The following is a 16,015-nucleotide window of genomic DNA, read 5'->3' as shown; positions in this document are numbered from 1 at the left end:
GGATCTAACAAGACCAGTTGAAGAATTGACTGTTAGTCATTTCTGCTGTCATTGCTTCACAGCCAGCACACCGGAAAGAAAAATACTTAAAGGATTGTATATAGTATTGGGGGTGTTGCTCGCGCTGGTCATTATTGATTATGTGACCAGATTATTTGCCGCTGGCGCAGAAGGTAAGAAGGGAACCGGACCCGGCTTAAAAAGCAAGATTGGTCTTATCGGTATCGCTCGAGAGGTATTTATTTTTACAATAGTTGCTGTATCTCATCTAATCAATGGAGTCTTAGGCGATTCGCACCTTTTCCGGGATGCGGTCGCCTATTTTTATATGGCAAATGAACTGCTGTCCATTTTGGAGAATGGCGGCAGACTCGGCGCTCCTATCCCGCCTGTGATCCGACAGGCCGTAGAAGTTTTGAAAAGTAAAGGTGGTAAGGAAGGAGAGAAAGAGGATGCAACGACGAAACAGCCGTAATGCAAGAGGGATCGACGTATCCCGTTATCAAGGAAAGATTGATTGGAAGGCGGTCAAGGCAGATGGTATATCTTTTGCTTTTATTAACGCCAGCCAGGGGCAACGTTACGTTGATCCTACATTCACCACGAATGCAAAAGGAGCCAGAGCAGTCGGGGTATTGCCGGGTGCATACCACTTTTTAGATGCCACCACTGTTGAGGCAGCTAAAGCGGAAGCGCGGCATTTTGCCGAAGTATTGGAACAGGTAGGTGGTGGGAAAACGCTAGACTTGCCGCCTGTAATGGATTATGAAAATAATCCCGGTAACCTGTCCAAAACGCTTATTAGCGCTGTAGCTTTGGCTTTTCTTCTCGAACTGGAGCGACTTACAGGACGCAAGCCCATTGTCTATACAGGTAATGCATTTGCAGCGAATTTTAACGCCTCTTTGGGTGGTTACCCATTATGGATAGCTCGGTACAGTGATACTCGTGTCCCAAGCGACACAGTGACGTGGAAACGTTGGGATATTTGGCAATACAGCGACAGCGGCAAGGTAGCAGGGATAAAAGGGAACGTGGATATGAATGAGTATGATGGTACGGCGGACGAGCTGCGTGAACGTTTCACAAAGCGCCCTGAGCAGCCGGAGACAGTCACGTCCGGTACGTTCGTCGTAAATGGCAAACAGGTGTAGGGAAGACGCTGCTCTATAGTGGCAGGACGTATGTTCCGCTGCGTGTGCTTGCTACTGTGTTAGGCTTATCGTGTCATTGGGACACCAGTCTCAAGGTCGCTTATTTAAATGGAGCCAAGCTGCAATTTATCCAACTGGTCGAAGGAGTGGCATACGTGCAGCTCAGACCCGTTGCGGCGGCATACGGTGCTGTAGTGTCCTGGGATTCAAAAAATAAAATCGCATCGTTGAAAACGAAAGGGGAAAAGTAATCATGCAAACAATTATCGAAACTGTACAGCCTATGTAAATACCATTGTCACAGCCGCTGCGGGTGTGCTTACAGCATTTGTTTTAGGAGGTCTGAATTAAACTCAAGACTAAGGTTAACGTGTGGCTAGAAGCGCGTACAACGGCAGTACAACGTGAGGTAATCCATAAAGTAGCAGGTGAGGCTTTGCACTTGCCCAGACTACGTTTAAAGATGCTGGTGGGGTTCATAAGATGCAAGAGGCTTTACAGTATGCATCCTTACGGCTTACGGAACAGGGCATTGTGGTATCGTCTACGGAGTTACAAGCAGCAATTGAGAAGGCATATCTGGAGTATAAGGCTAAAACAAAAGCGGTACTCGCTACTGAAGCACAGCCAAATGAGGAAGCGGCACAAGTAGCAGCTAAGGAAGCTGTATCGGATCTGGCTGCAAAGCTTAATGATTTCTTGGCACAGGCTACGGCTGAGGTAATGCCAGACGCTCAGGTTCAATCTGCACCCGAGCCTATTTCTGCATCAGTAGATTCCGTACAAACTCCAGTCATTACGGAGTAAATCTAAAAAACTAATGCCCTGCTGGCTTCGGCTGATGGGGCTTTTTTTTGTTTTTGGTCATATAGGATGTACCCATAAGATTTGATATGTAATATAAAAGCCCTCCATTTAAGGAAGGCTCTTATTAAACGCTGAGCATGCAAATCATAAATCAATGTGATTTACTACGTCTTTTCAAAAAATTCACAAAAAGCAGTATACAGAAAAATATTGCAAAAGCAATCACGATCCACCACTGAGGGTCAATTATATACAATACGACTCCGATAAGCAGGACTGTTGTTGTTATTGCAATTCTCACTTTCAACATTGTGCGTTTACTTATCCGAGGCTCCAATTTTCGTATTGTAATTTGAATTATTATAGCAAGTACAATGAAAAATATTGAAGTGAATGAATTATAGATAATATCAGCTCCCTTTACTCATTATGCCTATCTTGTACTCCGATGGGGGGCTGTTAAAGATGGGAATTAAGAGTTGCTTGTGATGGAATATCCTGTACGCATCAAGTTAATCGTAATTCCTTTGCCCTTATCTTGGTTTTTAAGGATTTGTGCAAAAAGTCCTGCTCCTGCCCCTATTACTGCGCCAAAAACACCCGAACAAACGACTGTTACTACGGAATAGACTAATCGGATACAATTTCAAAGTAAACACTAAAAGCTCTACTAAGCCAAGCTAGTAAGAGAAGAGTGCTCAAAGGTGCGACTGTGGGAGAAGTTACGCAATAGGTTTAGTGATTGGAATCAGATAAAGAAAGCCGGAGAGAAAGCGTAAACTTCTTTCCGGCTTTTTGGCATAGTTCAACAGAATAATTACTTGTTCAGCAGTATGAAGTTATTGATAAAACCCTCTTTTTGTATGAAAATGGGGGTTTGAATTTTCGATGTGAAATCATAATAATATACGCCTCGTCCGTCCTCCTCATTTTTCTCAGAGGCGCTACCCAAATAATAGATACCCTTGCCGTCCGGGGACATATAGACAAATTGGCGGGATAAAAAGGGCAACTTTATTTTGGTGCGCTTACCTGTTGCAATATCAATCAGACTATACTCTGGATTGCCACCATTAATGAATCGAGTGGTTATGAGGAGCAGCTTATCATTACTGCTGGACATTGAAGTTATTTTCTCTTTTTTTAGTGTGACGATAGAATGTGTGGAGAAGGTGGCGTAGGTGCTGATATCAGATACATAACCCCTAGTGATAACCGGGGAGCAGGATCATGGGTAAGTCATCAGTTAGAAAAGTATGCTGATGGAATCAAAGTGAGGTTTATCGTGAAATAAAAACAAGGACTCAACCAGTATAGAAGCTGGAATGAGTCCTTTTTAATACCCAATAAAAAATAAATATGCAAAAATATAGAACATATTTATAGATAAGCAAGTTTATGTTTAGACACATTTCCTCAATTAAATTATTCTTAGTTCTATCAAACATATTGGAGGATCATTTAATGAAGAAAGCATGTATAACGATTTTATTTTTAGTTCTTTTATCTTTACCCTTATCGAATGTTTTTGCGGCTGAAGCAGAGTATTCAGAAAATCTGGTTCCGCATATGACAACTAACATTTTGCCATCTGGAGTAGCAAGCGCAAGTAATGAATATTCATATGCATATGAGGCGTTTAACAAGGAATTTGCGACAATTGCTAGTGCATGGACATCAAGTACAACTTCTGCTTGGTTAAGATATGATTTTCCTAAAGCCGAAGTTATTGAGCAATATGTTATATATCCACAGACAACGGCAACTGATCGTGCCCCTAAAGACTGGACTTTCGAAGGCTCAAATGATGGGGTTACTTGGAACGTGCTAGACACTCAGTCAAATATCAGTGGATGGGTAGATAGTACTCCAAAAAAATTCGCTTTCTCTAATTCTAATTCATACAAGGATTATAGAATTAATATTACAGGTAATAATGGAAGTCAGTATCTAGCTCTTAGCGAATTGGAGATGATGTCTAAAGTATCAAGTTCCACTCCTAACCCAGGAACAGAGGAACCGACTCCAAACGGGGATCGTGCAATTCTGGTAGTTACCATGACAACTGGTTTGGAAAAGGAATTCGACCTAAGCATGAAAGAAGTCAATGACTTTATTGCCTGGTACGAAAGCAAGCAGGCTGGTTCTGGATCAGCATCATATGCTATCAATAAGCACGATAACAATAAAGGCCCATTCAGTAGCCGTAAGGATTACATGCTATATGATCGTATCCTAACGTTTGAAGTAAGTGAATACTCTAAATAAATAAAAAGCTCTGCTAACCTTAATTGGTCGGCAGAGCTTTTAACGTTTCTAACAGGTTCGTGTTAGGCTGAATTATATTTCGTTTTAGCTTCTTCATATAATTTGCCGAGGTTACGAAACTCAATTGATGTCCTTTATCACGTTGAAAATATGTTTACTATTTAATATTTTTCGTATATATTAATATTTGGAAATTAGTTTTCATAAATTTTTCCTACAAAACCAGATTAAATTAACAAAGGAGATTATTTAATGAGTATTTCATTAAGAATAGAACGCAAATCCGGTGGTGAGCCAATTGAGTTTGTAAAAGGTGAAATCACTGGCTTTACTTATAAGAATAATAGTTCCATAAACCTTTCAGCTAAGTCTACAAACTTGGCTCATTCGCTACATATTCGAAGCAAAATTCCGCTTCATTCGCTTCCTTCAGTTATAGACAATGCGGATAATTCCAACATGCTGTATACATGGGCAAATACAGAATATAAACCTGATAGTGAGGATTACTATCGCAAATGTAATATCCAAATCGATAGAAATGAAAACACAATCCGAGATATTACGTTTACACATGCTTATGTAGTTAAGTATCAAGAACAGATTGATACCAGTAAAGAGATCCTTGAGTTTGAACTTGTTCTAAAACAAAAAGAAGATCAATTGAGAAAAATTCAATACAGTCCTCAGTTAGAATCTAAGGAAACAAGAGAAAAGGATCAGTCTGATGTCTCGCCAAAAGTACTGGAAGGTGCATATAGTAAGAATATGTTAGTGTATGCAGGAAATATTACTTTTCCGTTTGAAAATCCGATGGTAGAACTAGAAAAGACTTGGGTACGAGGCGTAGAGAAGGTAAAAGATTCGACAGACACTGTAATACATTATCCTGATCGTAAAGCATTTGCATTAGTAGCTGTTCCTATAGCTCGAAAGAAGTACGGGGACATCACAGCCCATTTACTTCAACATTCACTTGACTACAAACCAGGAAATTTACACTTTAACGAGTGGTCATATGAGGCGCAGCAAGTTAAAAAATCTAAAGAGCACATCGCAATAGTTAATGATGAAGTCAAAAAAGCTAATGGTAAAAAAGTTAAAAGTTTTTCTTATAATGGATCTGCGCAATTAGAAAGTGATAGAGATTTATATAATGCTTTTCACAACATGTATTATGAAATAAATGGGGATTACGTTGACGGGCAATGGAAAATTACTACAATATATTATGATAAATATAATTTCGAGTTTAATTTTAAACGAATGTTTACTGGGAACAACAAACTCGGTTGGGCTGCGGCCAATCTAACAAATATAATGGAATCATGGGGAACACTCAATGAGTATACGTCTTATGTAACAGTAACTGATACAAGAAAAGCCTAGAAGTGAGGTGTGAATTGCAGATGAAGTTTAGATATATCTTTATTTTGATCTTGGTCTCTCTACTAGTTATAACTACTACTATAATTTTTCTAGTAAATTTTGCGGATAATACGAACTATAAATACCCAGATGGCAAAGATACCGTAGAATATTTTGGTGACGGGACTTTTCAAATTTTGAGAGGGGGGCGGGACAACTGTTTAATACTTTATAATCATCTTGCTGCTCCAACGGAAAAAGCTGTTGATAATATTGTGTCATATAAGATAAAAAAAAATATCGTATATATGGTTGGGGAAAATGGCTTCATCAAATTGGATTCAAGTACCAACACATACGTGAAAAAGAAACGGATTTCCGACTTTACTTCCGAAGATAGAGAGATATTTAATAAATTAACGGAAAAATAGAAGCTATCATAAACAAATGTGGTAGCAAGGGAGATTTAACTTGTTCACAAAGGTTAACTTAACATGCGCCTTTAGTTGAGCTATTGTTATGTAAGTATTTTAAATTTATAAAGAATGGTTACCACCAGTGGTGATATTATGATTATTAAAATTGAAGGTTTCTTTTTTCAGAATTTGATTACTGGTCCCCTATGCACACAAGAAGAACTATATCAAAAGTATATACAAGCAAAAATGCTGAGTCTTAATATTAGAGATTTACCTGATATATTTTGTCGACTTCATAATTTTGATCGATTACGTTTTGAAGATGACACAGAGGTTGGTTTCGTGATTGATACAGATACGGACAGGATATATAGACCGATATATTGATATTTAAAGCGATGTATTCGAAAGATATCTTCCCATCTCCTTTAATTACAAGTAATGAAGGACTCACATAACTGGCTACTATATTCGATTTTATAATCAAAGTCGATCACAACGAAAGTTAAATAAGTTGCCTCCGAAAGAATATCGAAAGCAGCTTATAGTCTAGGGGCTTTTTTCCGTGTCTATAAAATGGGGACTTGACCACTAGCTAAGCTAGTGTTTTTTTATTTACCTGCATGCCCTATCATAGAACGTATTTAAACATATATTAAGGTAACGACAAATAAAGGAGGTTAAAAGAGATGGGTGCCTATGAAAATACAGGTGGCGGCGGTGTATGGACTTCTACAGCGGCAATTTTAGTGCTCTTTATTCTCTTAGTTATCATCACTAAATCACTTTGGGTTTAGTTTGTAAAAAGAACTGTTGGAAAATATCACTTCACTCATGGATATTCAATAGTTGAGCCCATTGAGCGCATAAGCTATTTGGCAATAGCCACCGTATTCGCTTCTCTTTCGGCAAATACTTGGTGGATTCCTGCCATAATAGTTTTGCGCTTATTGTATTTCATTTTATCTTTTCAGTAGCGAGTCAAGACCACTGCTGGCTTATCAGGCTTCTGTTAGATAAAATTCTCAAAGAGATGGTAGGATGAAGGTTGAAGTAAACAAATGTAATTACAGCATCAAAAAACCAATATATCTAAAGAGTAATGTTACTTTTACCACAGTAGGTAAGGGGCTACAGTGCTGCAAATTGATGCTAACTAGGGTTTAACTTCGAACAATTCAAACCGGGTATTGAATGTAATTATTTAAAATTTAACAGTAGATGGTGAAGCAGCAACCGAGCCTGATAAAGCACCTAGTTATGATATAATTGCAAATTATGGTATTCCGTTGGAAGGTAGTAGCTATGTGAACGATAAGGTACTCTTTGAGAAAGAACATAGAGATTAAAATACAAATATGGGGCTCCATATAAAAGGATTTTCCGACGTAACGGTACAGAATAGTGAATTTCACGACAACGGTGGGGGTTCTAAAAAATAGCCAAAGCCCATACATGTATTGTGACGATACGTGAGCTTTAGCTTTAACTAATTGCCCAAAAAGCACCAATAACTCACAATAATGACCTTGCCAGTACGAAATCACAACTAATACATATGGAGAAGTTAGTACCAAGAGTGTGAAAATTAAGACTATGAAACTGCTATTAACGGTCGGCAAACCGCTTGACAACGATTGATCCACGCCGGATCGTAGCCTTTTCCACTGCTCTAAAGTCGGCTTGATTCCAAAAGTGTATTTAAGTAAGTGAATACTCTAAATAAATCGAAAAGCTCTGTTACCCTAATTGGTCGGCAGAGCTTTTAAATGTTCACGGTTTTTAAAATATATCCAGGTATTCTTTCTGGAATTTGATGAAATCTTGTACACTGTCGTGATAGGTAAATCTACCGCCATTTTTATCAATAATCCAGTTGATATTCTCGTCATTTAACAAGATTCCATACATGCAGTGATGAAGCAGTTCAATTTGCTTTTCATCCCTAATTCGGATCAAATGTTTTTCTTGTTCGATAATGAGGTACCATTTCGTTTCTGTTTCATCTACATCCGCATCCACATACAGTATTGATACCGACAAGGGGAATGGCCAGTCAAACCATTGTCCTCGCTTGTCTTCTCTATAACCTTCAAATGCCATGGTTATTCCCTCCTACTTGGATAATTTCCTGATTAGTTTAAATGTATCTAACGTGCTGCGATTGTACGCTTAATTAGGTTCTTGTCTTATCCTACTGGCACAGGAATATCGCCCCCATATTCTTCTCCTTGGCTTCACGTACACCATCATAAACATCTGTAAAAGTTCAGTGTCACTTTGGCAACCGTCTAATTCCGCTATTGTTGCACAATAGTTGTATCCGCTTTTATCGTTCATTGTTCTGATCTGTACAGTATACGGAAAACGACAGGTAATAAAGAAGCTGAACGCTTTGTTACCCGATATCAAAACGCTATTACCAATACTGTACAATTATTCTACTGAGCAATGACGAGGTCCAACATGAAGGACTGGAGATAAGAACAGGTAGCAGTGTAATGGACATAAAGGCGCGTCTGCTGGTTTTGGAAGAGGGGACCACAAGAGCGATATACGCTCTATATTGTAATCATAGGGGGCTGGGATGGTGACCAAAAGATCATTACATTTTCTCGTATGGAAATAGGCGCTGTATTAAACCTCCAATGATATGGTGCAAGGATACACTCATGTCTTGAATGTATCTTATTTCTGGAGGGTCAAAAGTGAAAACCCCTTATTCACAGTCCGTTTTGAGCTATAACCAAATTTTAATGTGGCTTTGTGTTCTTTCGTTTTTTAGTGTGTTAAATGAAATGGTTCTTAATATCTCTTTACCTGATATTGCTGATGAATTCAATAAGACACCAGCCATTACAAATTGGGTGAATACTGCCTTTATGCTAAGTTTCTCTATAGGAACAGCTATATACGGAAAGTTATCTGATCAGTTAGGTATTAAAAGGTTGCTCCTGTTTGGAATCATAGTGAATTGCATAGGATCATTAATTGGATTTGTGGGACATACTTTTTTTCCAACACTTATCTTGGGACGATTTATACAAGGGATTGGTGCAGCTGCATTTCCTTCACTTGTGATGGTCGTAGTTGCTCGCTATATCCCAAAAGAAAACAGGGGAAAGGCAATATGGCCTCATCGGGTCTATCGTAGCAATGGGTGAAGGGATAGGACCGGCTATTGGTGGGGTGATTGCTCATTATATTCATTGGTCTTATTTACTGCTTCTTCCTGTTTTAACGTTTGTAACTGTTCCCTTCCTGATAAAATTATTGAAAAAGGAAGTCATTTCAAAGGGCTCGTTTGACATTGCAGGAATCGTGCTTATATCTCTAGGTATTGTATTGTTTATGTTGTATACAACTTCTTACAGAATTTCTTTTCTGGTGATAAGTGTTCTATTTTTCTTGATCTTTTTAAAACATATCAGACAAGTAACCAATCCTTTTGTTGATTCTTCATTGGGGGAAAATACTGCATTTATGATAGGAATCCTTTGTGGGGGGCTTATGTTTGGTACCGTAGCTGGATTTGTTTCTATGGTCCCTTATATGATGAAAGACGTTCACCACTTAAGTACCGCAATGATTGGCAGTGGAATTATTTTTCCTGGAACGATGAGTGTTATTTTCTTTGGTTTTCTTGGAGGAGCACTTGTTGATAAGAAAGGTTCCTTACATGTGCTAGCAGTCGGCGTTGCATTTCTTGCCGTCAGTTTTTTGGTAGCTGCTTTCTTTATTGAAATGACACCTTGGCTGATGTCTATTATTCTAGTCTTTGTTTTCGGTGGTCTTTCTTTTATTAAAACAGTAATATCCACTATTGTTTCAAGTAGTTTAAAACAAGAAGAAGCTGGCGCAGGAATGAGCTTGCTTAATTTTATAAGCTTTTTATCAGAAGGAGCGGGGATTTCAGTTGTAGGAGGCTTATTGTCAATACGTCTTATTCATCAAAAATTTATACCAATCATTAATTTTCCATCTGCTTATTTATATAACAATATGTTATTGATTTTTTCAGTGGTCATTATAATTAGCGGGATTTTAACTGTTATTGTATATAAACGTTCAGTTTCAGATTCCTGATAAGAGCAAAAAAGGATTACATGCTGAAAATGATCGCATCCTCACGTTTGAAGTAAGTGAATACTCTAAATAAATCAAAAGCTATGCTAACCTTCATTGGCCGGCAGAGTTTTGTGTGCTGATCAGTTTGATTTTACTAGATACGGGAAAAGTAGCAATGCAAAGTATGCGTACAAGATGGTATTGTTTTTAAATTCGGCCTTATTACAGAAGGATAGGCTAATTTGAATGCTTAAACTTATAATACCAAAAAATCCTTTTCTCATGGGCTGTGGAAAAATTAGAATATAGCATAGTATCAACTCCGCCGATTACAAAGTTATTTTTAGCATAGAATCGACAAGCTAAAATATTCACATCCTGTGTTTCAAGCATTAGACCAGCAAGGTTATTCTGCTTAGCCCACTCGGTTGCTTTACTCAATAAGGCTGCTCCGATTCCCTTGTGTCTCCAGTCTTTAGCGACGGCAATATCCTCAATTAGAGCATAGCCATTCCAATTAGTACAAAGTTTAATCTTCCCAACACAGTCGTTCTCATCATAATATAAAAAAATAGATTTTCCTTGTTCATTAATATAACTGATATCGACGTCATCATCCTCATACTGTTTAAAATATGGTTCGGGAAAACTTTCTTCTATATATGTCCAATTGTTGTTCTCGTATTTAGGTATAATCCTTCCGGACACAATAAAGCCGTTATTCTCATTTGACTTTTTAAAATCCCCCATATTTGAAAGTGACATTTTAATTATCATGGCTTGTCTCCTTCTGGTTTAATTTCTCTATGCACATTATTCTAAAAGAGAACCACTTTTTCCTGTCTGTTAGATTTATAAAAGAGTAAAATAGTAGCGACTGTTCAACTATGTGTGATATTTTAGATCCCCCTCCGCTTGCTTAAATGATTCATAGCAGTAGTTAGGTGTGCTATTTAACACAAAAAAGCAGGAAGAATTCCTCCCGCTTTTTGCATGGAAACAATTATTAACGTCTGCGTTGTCTATCGTTTACGCTAAACAAATTAACAGCCAGTGCGTTACCTCTTGCACGCGCAGTGGCTCTTTGATTGGAACGGATGTTCAATCTTCTTCTTCTTAAATCACGTCTGCAATGTCTTCTGCTCATAATATCACCTCCCTTCAAGAAATGAAGGTGCGGTTGAATCTTAGTGGCGTTTATGCTTACGCTTGGAAATTTTGATATTCAAGGCATTGGTTGCTAGTGCATTTCCGCTTCCTGTTTTAGCAGCTGCGGCTTGAAAGACTTTAACGACCAGATATCTGTTTTTCCCGATGCGATGCTTATACGTTTTAACTCTATTTCTGATCATCTGCATATCTCCTTTGCTTAGTTCTGCTATATATATATGTCAATTGTGATAGTAATGTATCAGCATAAATCTATTAGAAGCAAAAAGAAGCTAGTACCTATATCCCTAAAGGTTAACAAAAAAACTCATGCGAACCTGTCTTCGCCTTTTCAACTTTACGTTGCAGGAGATTTTACAGGCAGGTCGGCATGAGTCTAATGTGTAGAATAAAGATAATATGCAGTTTGTATGAAAATTATTTACTATTAAGGGTGTTAAGTTTTTTTTCGTAGTACGCCTCTTGGGCAAGAATATGATTCAGTTGTTCTGAGAGCTGTTTATATTCTTGGCTGGCCTCTGGGTAATTATTTCTTTCGGAAATTACAGCTTCAAGTTGCTTTTCTAAATACCTGAAATGGATGAGTATTTGTATGTACTGAATACGATCGTAGGTTGTTATGTGTGATTTCTCTTCTGCATACAAATGATCCATTGTTGGAACTGCACAGCTTACGACGATAAATATCATAACAAACGCTGAAATTATTATTTTTTTCATTTAATTCCTCCTACAGGGCTATGAGTAATTAATATACCATATTTAGCTAAAAGAAAGAAAGATCTATTAGTTTTGCCCACAACAGTATAGCTGTTCAAGATCAGTGGGGGATTATTTGAGACGATGAGGCTGATTTTATAGTAGATACAATAGGAATAGGTTGCTAAAAGGAAAGAATAGTTGTGAGATACATAGTAAGCATAATAACAATACAAAACCGGCTTGCCCTAGGCAGCCGGTTTTGTATTAGGGGATAGAATAACGGGGAAGGAAGAACGAGAAATCAGTGGAAGTCCCGGAAGAGTCCTACAACTTTGCCCAAAATACTGACGTGTGTCAGACGAAGCGGTTCAAAGGCTGGATTTTCAGGTTGAAGCCGGATATGATCTTTTTCTTTGTAGAAGGTTTTAACTGTAGCTTCGTCTTCATCTGTCATAGCTACAACAATATCGCCATTATCAGCGGTCTGCTGCTGACGTACGATTACATAGTCTCCGTTAGCAATCCCAGCCTCAATCATGCTTTCGCCTACAACAGATAACATGAATATTTTATCCTCACCAACAAAGTGTTGGGGAAGAGGAAAGTAATCTTCAATATTTTCTGTCGCCGTAATAGGAAGACCAGCGGTTACTTTGCCGACGACGGGGACACGACTAATGGAGTAATTAATCAAGTTGCTGTTATCCGATTCGTCTTGACCGAGTAACTCAATAGCCCGTGGTTTTGTAGGATCGCGGCGAATGAGTCCTTTTTTCTCTAAACGATCCAAATGACCGTGAACCGTAGAACTGGAGGCCAATCCGACAGCCTCGCCTATTTCGCGTACAGAAGGGGGGTATCCCTTTAGACGCACTTCATTGCGGATAAATTCAAGAATGGCCTGCTGGCGGCTCGAAATCTTAGACATACCGTATCAACCCCATTTAGTAACGTTTGGGAAAATTATAGCATAGAACCTCCGTTCGTACAAACATAAGTTCTAAATAATCCCTAAAAAAATTGCGAACTTTTGTTCTCTTTTCTATTGAACAAAACAAACGTTCGTGTTATATTGTGAAAACATAAGAACAAACGTTTGGAGGACACAACCATGATGAAATATAGCACCTATCAAAGTATTTTTCCAATGAATATAGAAAATTTACAGGAGACCCGAAAAGAGGGTAGGGCGCGTTTTATGCAGATTATTACCCATACTCTTTTACTTAAGCTTCTTATTATAGTGATTGTTGCTTGGATTGCAGGAGCAGGTGTACTTACGGTTTTCGCGGCTCCTTCAGCTTCCAAGGAAGAAGTGACTAAACTGACAGTACAACCTGGGGATACGTTGTGGCAGATTGCCGCGAATCATAAACCGGAACGAATGGATACACGAGTATATATAGAAGGAATTGTGCGGATTAACGGTTTAGAGGATCGGGGAGTGCAGGCAGGTCAGGTACTCAAGCTTCCTGACTTATGATCTATAGACTATTAGAGCTTGTCAGGGAGCGTAATACGGGAGCCTTGACAAGCTCTTTTCTACATGTCAAAGTGTATTATATCTTTGCTTTTATGGAGGGGACACAATTTGGATATAGACAGCTTGGTACAGCGCATTAATGAATTAGCGCGCAAAGCAAAATCCGAGGGATTAACAGAAGAGGAAACCACAGAACGTGCCAATCTTCGGGAAATTTATTTAGGTAACATTCGTCGTAATTTTCGGCAGCAGCTAGAAACGATTGAATTTGTGGACGATGATACATCGAAGGGAAATGACGGGCTGAAGCATTAATGTTGTTAAAGCGCCCAAGCCTGCAATTTGCCTTTTGTTTTAGGTACCTCTCATGGTATCTATATAGATCAGCTTTGAGGCAATTGTTTTAATGTAATATATCTGGGAAGGAATTGAGAGATGGCCCGATCATTTGAAAGAAAAGTACGCAAAAACACAGCGCATTTAAATAAATCGCGCAAAAAGCAAGGTATTCAAACCATTAGCGGCGCAGGTTCTGCAATGGATATTTTTCGTGGCCGTAATATTACTGTGCCAATTATGCTGGCTGGTCTTTCTGTATTGTACATGCTTATGAGTTACTTTTTGACTAAGACCGGTATGCGAGGGATGGATTGGCTTGTATTCGGCCTGTACTTGATGCTGGCTGTTATCTTTTTTATCCGTCGTCCTTATCTGAAAGTGGGAAAGGATACTCTCTATATGCTGAAAGGTGGTAGAGAACGTCCAATGACGGCAGGGGACATGAAAGCCATCAAGATTGAAAAGGGTTACGTAACCGTTGAAAGAAAAGGTAAGGGTGGTAATTTTATTTTCACAAAATCATTAGGTCGCTATGACACGGATGCCATTGCAGAGCGACTTGAGAAGTTTGCGCTATCCAATCAGATACAGGTTGACAAGAAATAACTGATTTAGCCTGTAGCTCTGTAACAAAGGCCGTATGATGTTATTTCATATAACATGCTGCGGCCGCTTGCTTAATATGGGCACACATAACGATTCAAATGCTTAATCAAGCAAATAGGCGTACATATACTGTGGAAAGAGAGTGGATAATTCAGATGACGATTCAGGCGGTAATGTTTGATCTTGATGATACCCTTTTGTGGGATGAACGTAGTGTAGAAGAGGCATTTGATGCAGCGTGTCAAACAGGCTCCCGTGAAGCAGGTGTTGATCCAAAAGCTCTGGAGGAAGCCGTACGTAAAGAAGCACGCGCTTTGTATGAATCCTATGAAACCTTTAGTTTTACTCAAATGATCGGCATTAATCCGTTTGAAGGATTGTGGGCGAATTTTACAGCAGGTGAGCAACCTGAATTCCGTCAATTGGAACAGTTGGCCCCTGTTTATCGAAAGGAATCATGGCGCAGAGGACTCCAGCAACTAGGGATAGATAATGAGAAGTTGGCGGAAAAGCTGGCTACCCAATTTGCTTCGGAAAGACGCGCACGTCCCCATGTATATGAAGAAACGTTTGAAATTCTAGAACAATTGAAGGGACAATACAAGCTGTTATTATTGACAAACGGTTCCCCTGATTTACAACAGGAGAAACTGGATGGAGTTCCTCAATTAGCTCCTTTCTTTGATCATGTGGTCATTTCAGGTTCATTTGGTCGAGGCAAGCCGGATCCGTCTATATTCCAGCATGCGTTGGGGCTTCTTGGTATTGAGCCTGAACATGCTTTAATGGTAGGAGATAAGCTGACGACTGATATTCAAGGAGCGTTGGCAGCAGGTGTTCACTCGGTGTGGGTGAACCGAAACGCCAAAACCAATACCACAGAGATCAAGCCGAAGTTTCAAATCAAGCATCTGTCTGAATTGGATGGAATTATTCAGTCGTTAAAGTAAGAAATCTACACCTTTAGAAACGAGTATTAAGAAAACTCCCTTCGCTCGATTGTCACAGAGCAGAGGGAGTTTTTTATTTACACAAGGATAAATTCGTAATTATGCTTTAATGAAGGTTGGATCTTCGAACGGTTCCGCAATCCAGCCATTTTCTTCAATGAACAAGCGGACTGCTACGATCTTTTGATTCTCCATTAAAGTGAAGAAGTGAGGTATATTTTCGGGTACGGAGATAACGTCCCCCGGTGAAAGCTCTACGTTAAAATAGTCGATCTCTTCAGGTCCTTTAATAATAAAGATGCCTTTACCAGCGATAATGGCACGGATTTCATCCTCGGTATGGGTGTGAATTTGCTCAAACTTGGCCAGCAACTCGTCCAAATTCGGCGTTGCTTCAGATAGAGTGATAACGTCCCATATTTTATATCCGCGACGTGCGGCTAAATCCTTGATTTCGGGTTCAAATGTTTTGAGAACAGCGGCCTTTTGATCATCTGTTAAGGTAAAGTTCTCTTGCAGCTCCCCGGACAATTTGGAAGCATCCCAATGTTCATACAATATCTCGTGACTCTCCAGAAATTCACGTACTTGTTCTTCACCGCTAATTCTTTCATTCGTATTACGTATTAAGATTTCGGCCATGTATTTATCCCCTCTTTTCCACTTGGATTAATGTTATAT

General features: G+C 39.0%; 19 protein-coding genes and 3 pseudogenes. 14 read left to right on the top strand and 8 right to left on the bottom strand.

Features of this window, described 5'->3' with window-relative positions; translation table 11 throughout:
- Positions 1–82: 82 nt before the first annotated feature.
- The 4 genes and pseudogenes from NSQ57_RS13695 to NSQ57_RS13680 all read left to right on the top strand — a co-directional run bounded on the left by NSQ57_RS13695 (position 83) and on the right by NSQ57_RS13680 (position 1,961).
- Positions 83–475, top strand: coding sequence for a phage holin family protein (locus NSQ57_RS13695; protein WP_238794834.1), 393 nt, complete (start codon positions 83–85; stop codon positions 473–475).
- Positions 453–1,112 (top strand): annotated as a pseudogene (locus NSQ57_RS13690) (glycoside hydrolase family 25 protein); the annotation flags it as partial. The gene NSQ57_RS13695 and the pseudogene NSQ57_RS13690, both read left to right, overlap by 23 nt.
- A gap of 98 nt (positions 1,113–1,210) precedes the next feature.
- Entirely contained in the window at positions 1,211–1,405 is a 195-nt protein-coding gene (locus NSQ57_RS13685) for a copper amine oxidase N-terminal domain-containing protein (RefSeq protein ID WP_238437740.1), read from the top strand.
- 232 nt (positions 1,406–1,637) lie between these two features.
- A complete protein-coding gene (locus NSQ57_RS13680; protein WP_342424938.1) occupies positions 1,638–1,961 on the top strand; it encodes a hypothetical protein in 324 nt (107 codons plus the stop codon).
- Between the two features lie 817 nt (positions 1,962–2,778).
- On the opposite strand, the gene NSQ57_RS13675 is transcribed toward NSQ57_RS13680, so the two are convergent.
- Positions 2,779–3,084 (bottom strand): hypothetical protein, encoded by a 306-nt coding sequence (locus tag NSQ57_RS13675; RefSeq protein WP_342424937.1) that lies wholly within the window; start codon positions 3,082–3,084, stop codon positions 2,779–2,781.
- Positions 3,085–3,120: 36 nt separating this feature from the next.
- Here NSQ57_RS13675 and NSQ57_RS13670 point away from each other — a divergent pair.
- The 5 genes and pseudogenes from NSQ57_RS13670 to NSQ57_RS13650 form a co-directional block, all read left to right on the top strand.
- Positions 3,121–3,255: pseudogene (locus tag NSQ57_RS13670) on the top strand (sporulation protein); the annotation flags it as partial.
- A gap of 170 nt (positions 3,256–3,425) precedes the next feature.
- Positions 3,426–4,229, top strand: a complete 804-nt coding sequence (locus tag NSQ57_RS13665) for a discoidin domain-containing protein (RefSeq protein ID WP_039271252.1) — start codon at positions 3,426–3,428, stop codon at positions 4,227–4,229.
- Between the two features lie 252 nt (positions 4,230–4,481).
- The gene (locus NSQ57_RS13660) at positions 4,482–5,618 is read left to right on the top strand and encodes a hypothetical protein (protein ID WP_342424936.1); all 1,137 of its coding nucleotides are present in this window, start codon (positions 4,482–4,484) and stop codon (positions 5,616–5,618) included.
- A 20-nt stretch (positions 5,619–5,638) separates the two neighbouring features.
- Positions 5,639–6,028 (top strand): hypothetical protein, encoded by a 390-nt coding sequence (locus NSQ57_RS13655; protein ID WP_039271255.1) that lies wholly within the window; start codon positions 5,639–5,641, stop codon positions 6,026–6,028.
- Positions 6,029–6,705: 677 nt separating this feature from the next.
- Complete coding sequence (locus tag NSQ57_RS13650; RefSeq protein ID WP_080658622.1) at positions 6,706–6,813, top strand: sporulation protein YjcZ; 108 nt, start codon at positions 6,706–6,708, stop codon at positions 6,811–6,813.
- A gap of 985 nt (positions 6,814–7,798) precedes the next feature.
- Here NSQ57_RS13650 and NSQ57_RS13645 read toward each other — a convergent pair.
- The gene (locus NSQ57_RS13645; RefSeq protein WP_029517409.1) at positions 7,799–8,119 is read right to left on the bottom strand and encodes a hypothetical protein; all 321 of its coding nucleotides are present in this window, start codon (positions 8,117–8,119) and stop codon (positions 7,799–7,801) included.
- Between the two features lie 605 nt (positions 8,120–8,724).
- Here NSQ57_RS13645 and tet point away from each other — a divergent pair.
- Positions 8,725–10,102 (top strand): annotated as a pseudogene (gene tet / locus NSQ57_RS13640) (Tet(L)/Tet(K)/Tet(45) family tetracycline efflux MFS transporter).
- 219 nt (positions 10,103–10,321) lie between these two features.
- Here tet and NSQ57_RS13635 read toward each other — a convergent pair.
- The 5 genes from NSQ57_RS13635 to lexA form a co-directional block, all read right to left on the bottom strand.
- A complete protein-coding gene (locus NSQ57_RS13635; RefSeq protein ID WP_342424935.1) occupies positions 10,322–10,861 on the bottom strand; it encodes a GNAT family N-acetyltransferase in 540 nt (179 codons plus the stop codon).
- 229 nt (positions 10,862–11,090) lie between these two features.
- The gene (locus tag NSQ57_RS13630) at positions 11,091–11,231 is read right to left on the bottom strand and encodes a hypothetical protein (RefSeq protein WP_165146693.1); all 141 of its coding nucleotides are present in this window, start codon (positions 11,229–11,231) and stop codon (positions 11,091–11,093) included.
- A gap of 40 nt (positions 11,232–11,271) precedes the next feature.
- The gene (locus NSQ57_RS13625; RefSeq protein WP_013310546.1) at positions 11,272–11,436 is read right to left on the bottom strand and encodes a hypothetical protein; all 165 of its coding nucleotides are present in this window, start codon (positions 11,434–11,436) and stop codon (positions 11,272–11,274) included.
- 235 nt (positions 11,437–11,671) lie between these two features.
- Positions 11,672–11,974, bottom strand: a complete 303-nt coding sequence (locus NSQ57_RS13620; RefSeq protein ID WP_029517411.1) for a hypothetical protein — start codon at positions 11,972–11,974, stop codon at positions 11,672–11,674.
- Positions 11,975–12,257: 283 nt separating this feature from the next.
- Positions 12,258–12,884, bottom strand: a complete 627-nt coding sequence (gene lexA, locus NSQ57_RS13615) for a transcriptional repressor LexA (RefSeq protein WP_013310545.1) — start codon at positions 12,882–12,884, stop codon at positions 12,258–12,260.
- Between the two features lie 186 nt (positions 12,885–13,070).
- On the opposite strand from lexA, the gene NSQ57_RS13610 reads away from it, so the two are divergent.
- From NSQ57_RS13610 to NSQ57_RS13595, 4 genes are all read left to right on the top strand, one after another.
- Positions 13,071–13,439 (top strand): LysM peptidoglycan-binding domain-containing protein, encoded by a 369-nt coding sequence (locus NSQ57_RS13610; protein ID WP_039271343.1) that lies wholly within the window; start codon positions 13,071–13,073, stop codon positions 13,437–13,439.
- Between the two features lie 108 nt (positions 13,440–13,547).
- Positions 13,548–13,754 (top strand): DUF896 domain-containing protein, encoded by a 207-nt coding sequence (locus NSQ57_RS13605; protein ID WP_029517413.1) that lies wholly within the window; start codon positions 13,548–13,550, stop codon positions 13,752–13,754.
- 120 nt (positions 13,755–13,874) lie between these two features.
- Positions 13,875–14,384, top strand: coding sequence for a hypothetical protein (locus NSQ57_RS13600; RefSeq protein WP_025724118.1), 510 nt, complete (start codon positions 13,875–13,877; stop codon positions 14,382–14,384).
- Positions 14,385–14,539: 155 nt separating this feature from the next.
- On the top strand, positions 14,540–15,334 hold the full coding sequence (locus NSQ57_RS13595; RefSeq protein WP_029517414.1) for an HAD family hydrolase: 795 nt from the start codon (positions 14,540–14,542) through the stop codon (positions 15,332–15,334).
- Positions 15,335–15,433: 99 nt separating this feature from the next.
- Here NSQ57_RS13595 and NSQ57_RS13590 read toward each other — a convergent pair whose 3' ends face one another.
- Entirely contained in the window at positions 15,434–15,976 is a 543-nt protein-coding gene (locus NSQ57_RS13590; RefSeq protein ID WP_341070920.1) for a cupin domain-containing protein, read from the bottom strand.
- Positions 15,977–16,015 lie beyond the last annotated feature (39 nt).

Origin of the sequence: Paenibacillus sp. FSL L8-0502 (genome assembly GCF_038593055.1) — a bacterium.
In the GTDB taxonomy this organism is placed as follows: Bacteria; Bacillota; Bacilli; order Paenibacillales; family Paenibacillaceae; genus Paenibacillus; species Paenibacillus polymyxa_D.
Note: the sequence above shows the minus strand (reverse complement) of the source record. Positions and strands in the feature narration are given on the sequence as shown.

Bases quoted from the DNA above. Each gene is read 5' to 3' on its own strand.
- NSQ57_RS13625 (WP_013310546.1), bottom strand. From the start codon at position 11,436: ATGATCAGAAATAGAGTTAAAACGTATAAGCATCGCATCGGGAAAAAC.
- NSQ57_RS13655 (WP_039271255.1), top strand. From the start codon at position 5,639: ATGAAGTTTAGATATATCTTTATTTTGATCTTGGTCTCTCTACTAGTT.
- NSQ57_RS13630 (WP_165146693.1), bottom strand. From the start codon at position 11,231: ATGAGCAGAAGACATTGCAGACGTGATTTAAGAAGAAGAAGATTGAAC.
- NSQ57_RS13660 (WP_342424936.1), top strand. From the start codon at position 4,482: ATGAGTATTTCATTAAGAATAGAACGCAAATCCGGTGGTGAGCCAATT.
- NSQ57_RS13620 (WP_029517411.1), bottom strand. From the start codon at position 11,974: ATGAAAAAAATAATAATTTCAGCGTTTGTTATGATATTTATCGTCGTA.
- NSQ57_RS13645 (WP_029517409.1), bottom strand. From the start codon at position 8,119: ATGGCATTTGAAGGTTATAGAGAAGACAAGCGAGGACAATGGTTTGAC.
- NSQ57_RS13650 (WP_080658622.1), top strand. From the start codon at position 6,706: ATGGGTGCCTATGAAAATACAGGTGGCGGCGGTGTATGGACTTCTACA.
- lexA (WP_013310545.1), bottom strand. From the start codon at position 12,884: ATGTCTAAGATTTCGAGCCGCCAGCAGGCCATTCTTGAATTTATCCGC.
- NSQ57_RS13635 (WP_342424935.1), bottom strand. From the start codon at position 10,861: ATGATAATTAAAATGTCACTTTCAAATATGGGGGATTTTAAAAAGTCA.
- NSQ57_RS13675 (WP_342424937.1), bottom strand. From the start codon at position 3,084: ATGTCCAGCAGTAATGATAAGCTGCTCCTCATAACCACTCGATTCATT.
- NSQ57_RS13610 (WP_039271343.1), top strand. From the start codon at position 13,071: ATGAAATATAGCACCTATCAAAGTATTTTTCCAATGAATATAGAAAAT.
- NSQ57_RS13600 (WP_025724118.1), top strand. From the start codon at position 13,875: ATGGCCCGATCATTTGAAAGAAAAGTACGCAAAAACACAGCGCATTTA.
- NSQ57_RS13595 (WP_029517414.1), top strand. From the start codon at position 14,540: ATGACGATTCAGGCGGTAATGTTTGATCTTGATGATACCCTTTTGTGG.
- NSQ57_RS13665 (WP_039271252.1), top strand. From the start codon at position 3,426: ATGAAGAAAGCATGTATAACGATTTTATTTTTAGTTCTTTTATCTTTA.
- NSQ57_RS13680 (WP_342424938.1), top strand. From the start codon at position 1,638: ATGCAAGAGGCTTTACAGTATGCATCCTTACGGCTTACGGAACAGGGC.
- NSQ57_RS13590 (WP_341070920.1), bottom strand. From the start codon at position 15,976: ATGGCCGAAATCTTAATACGTAATACGAATGAAAGAATTAGCGGTGAA.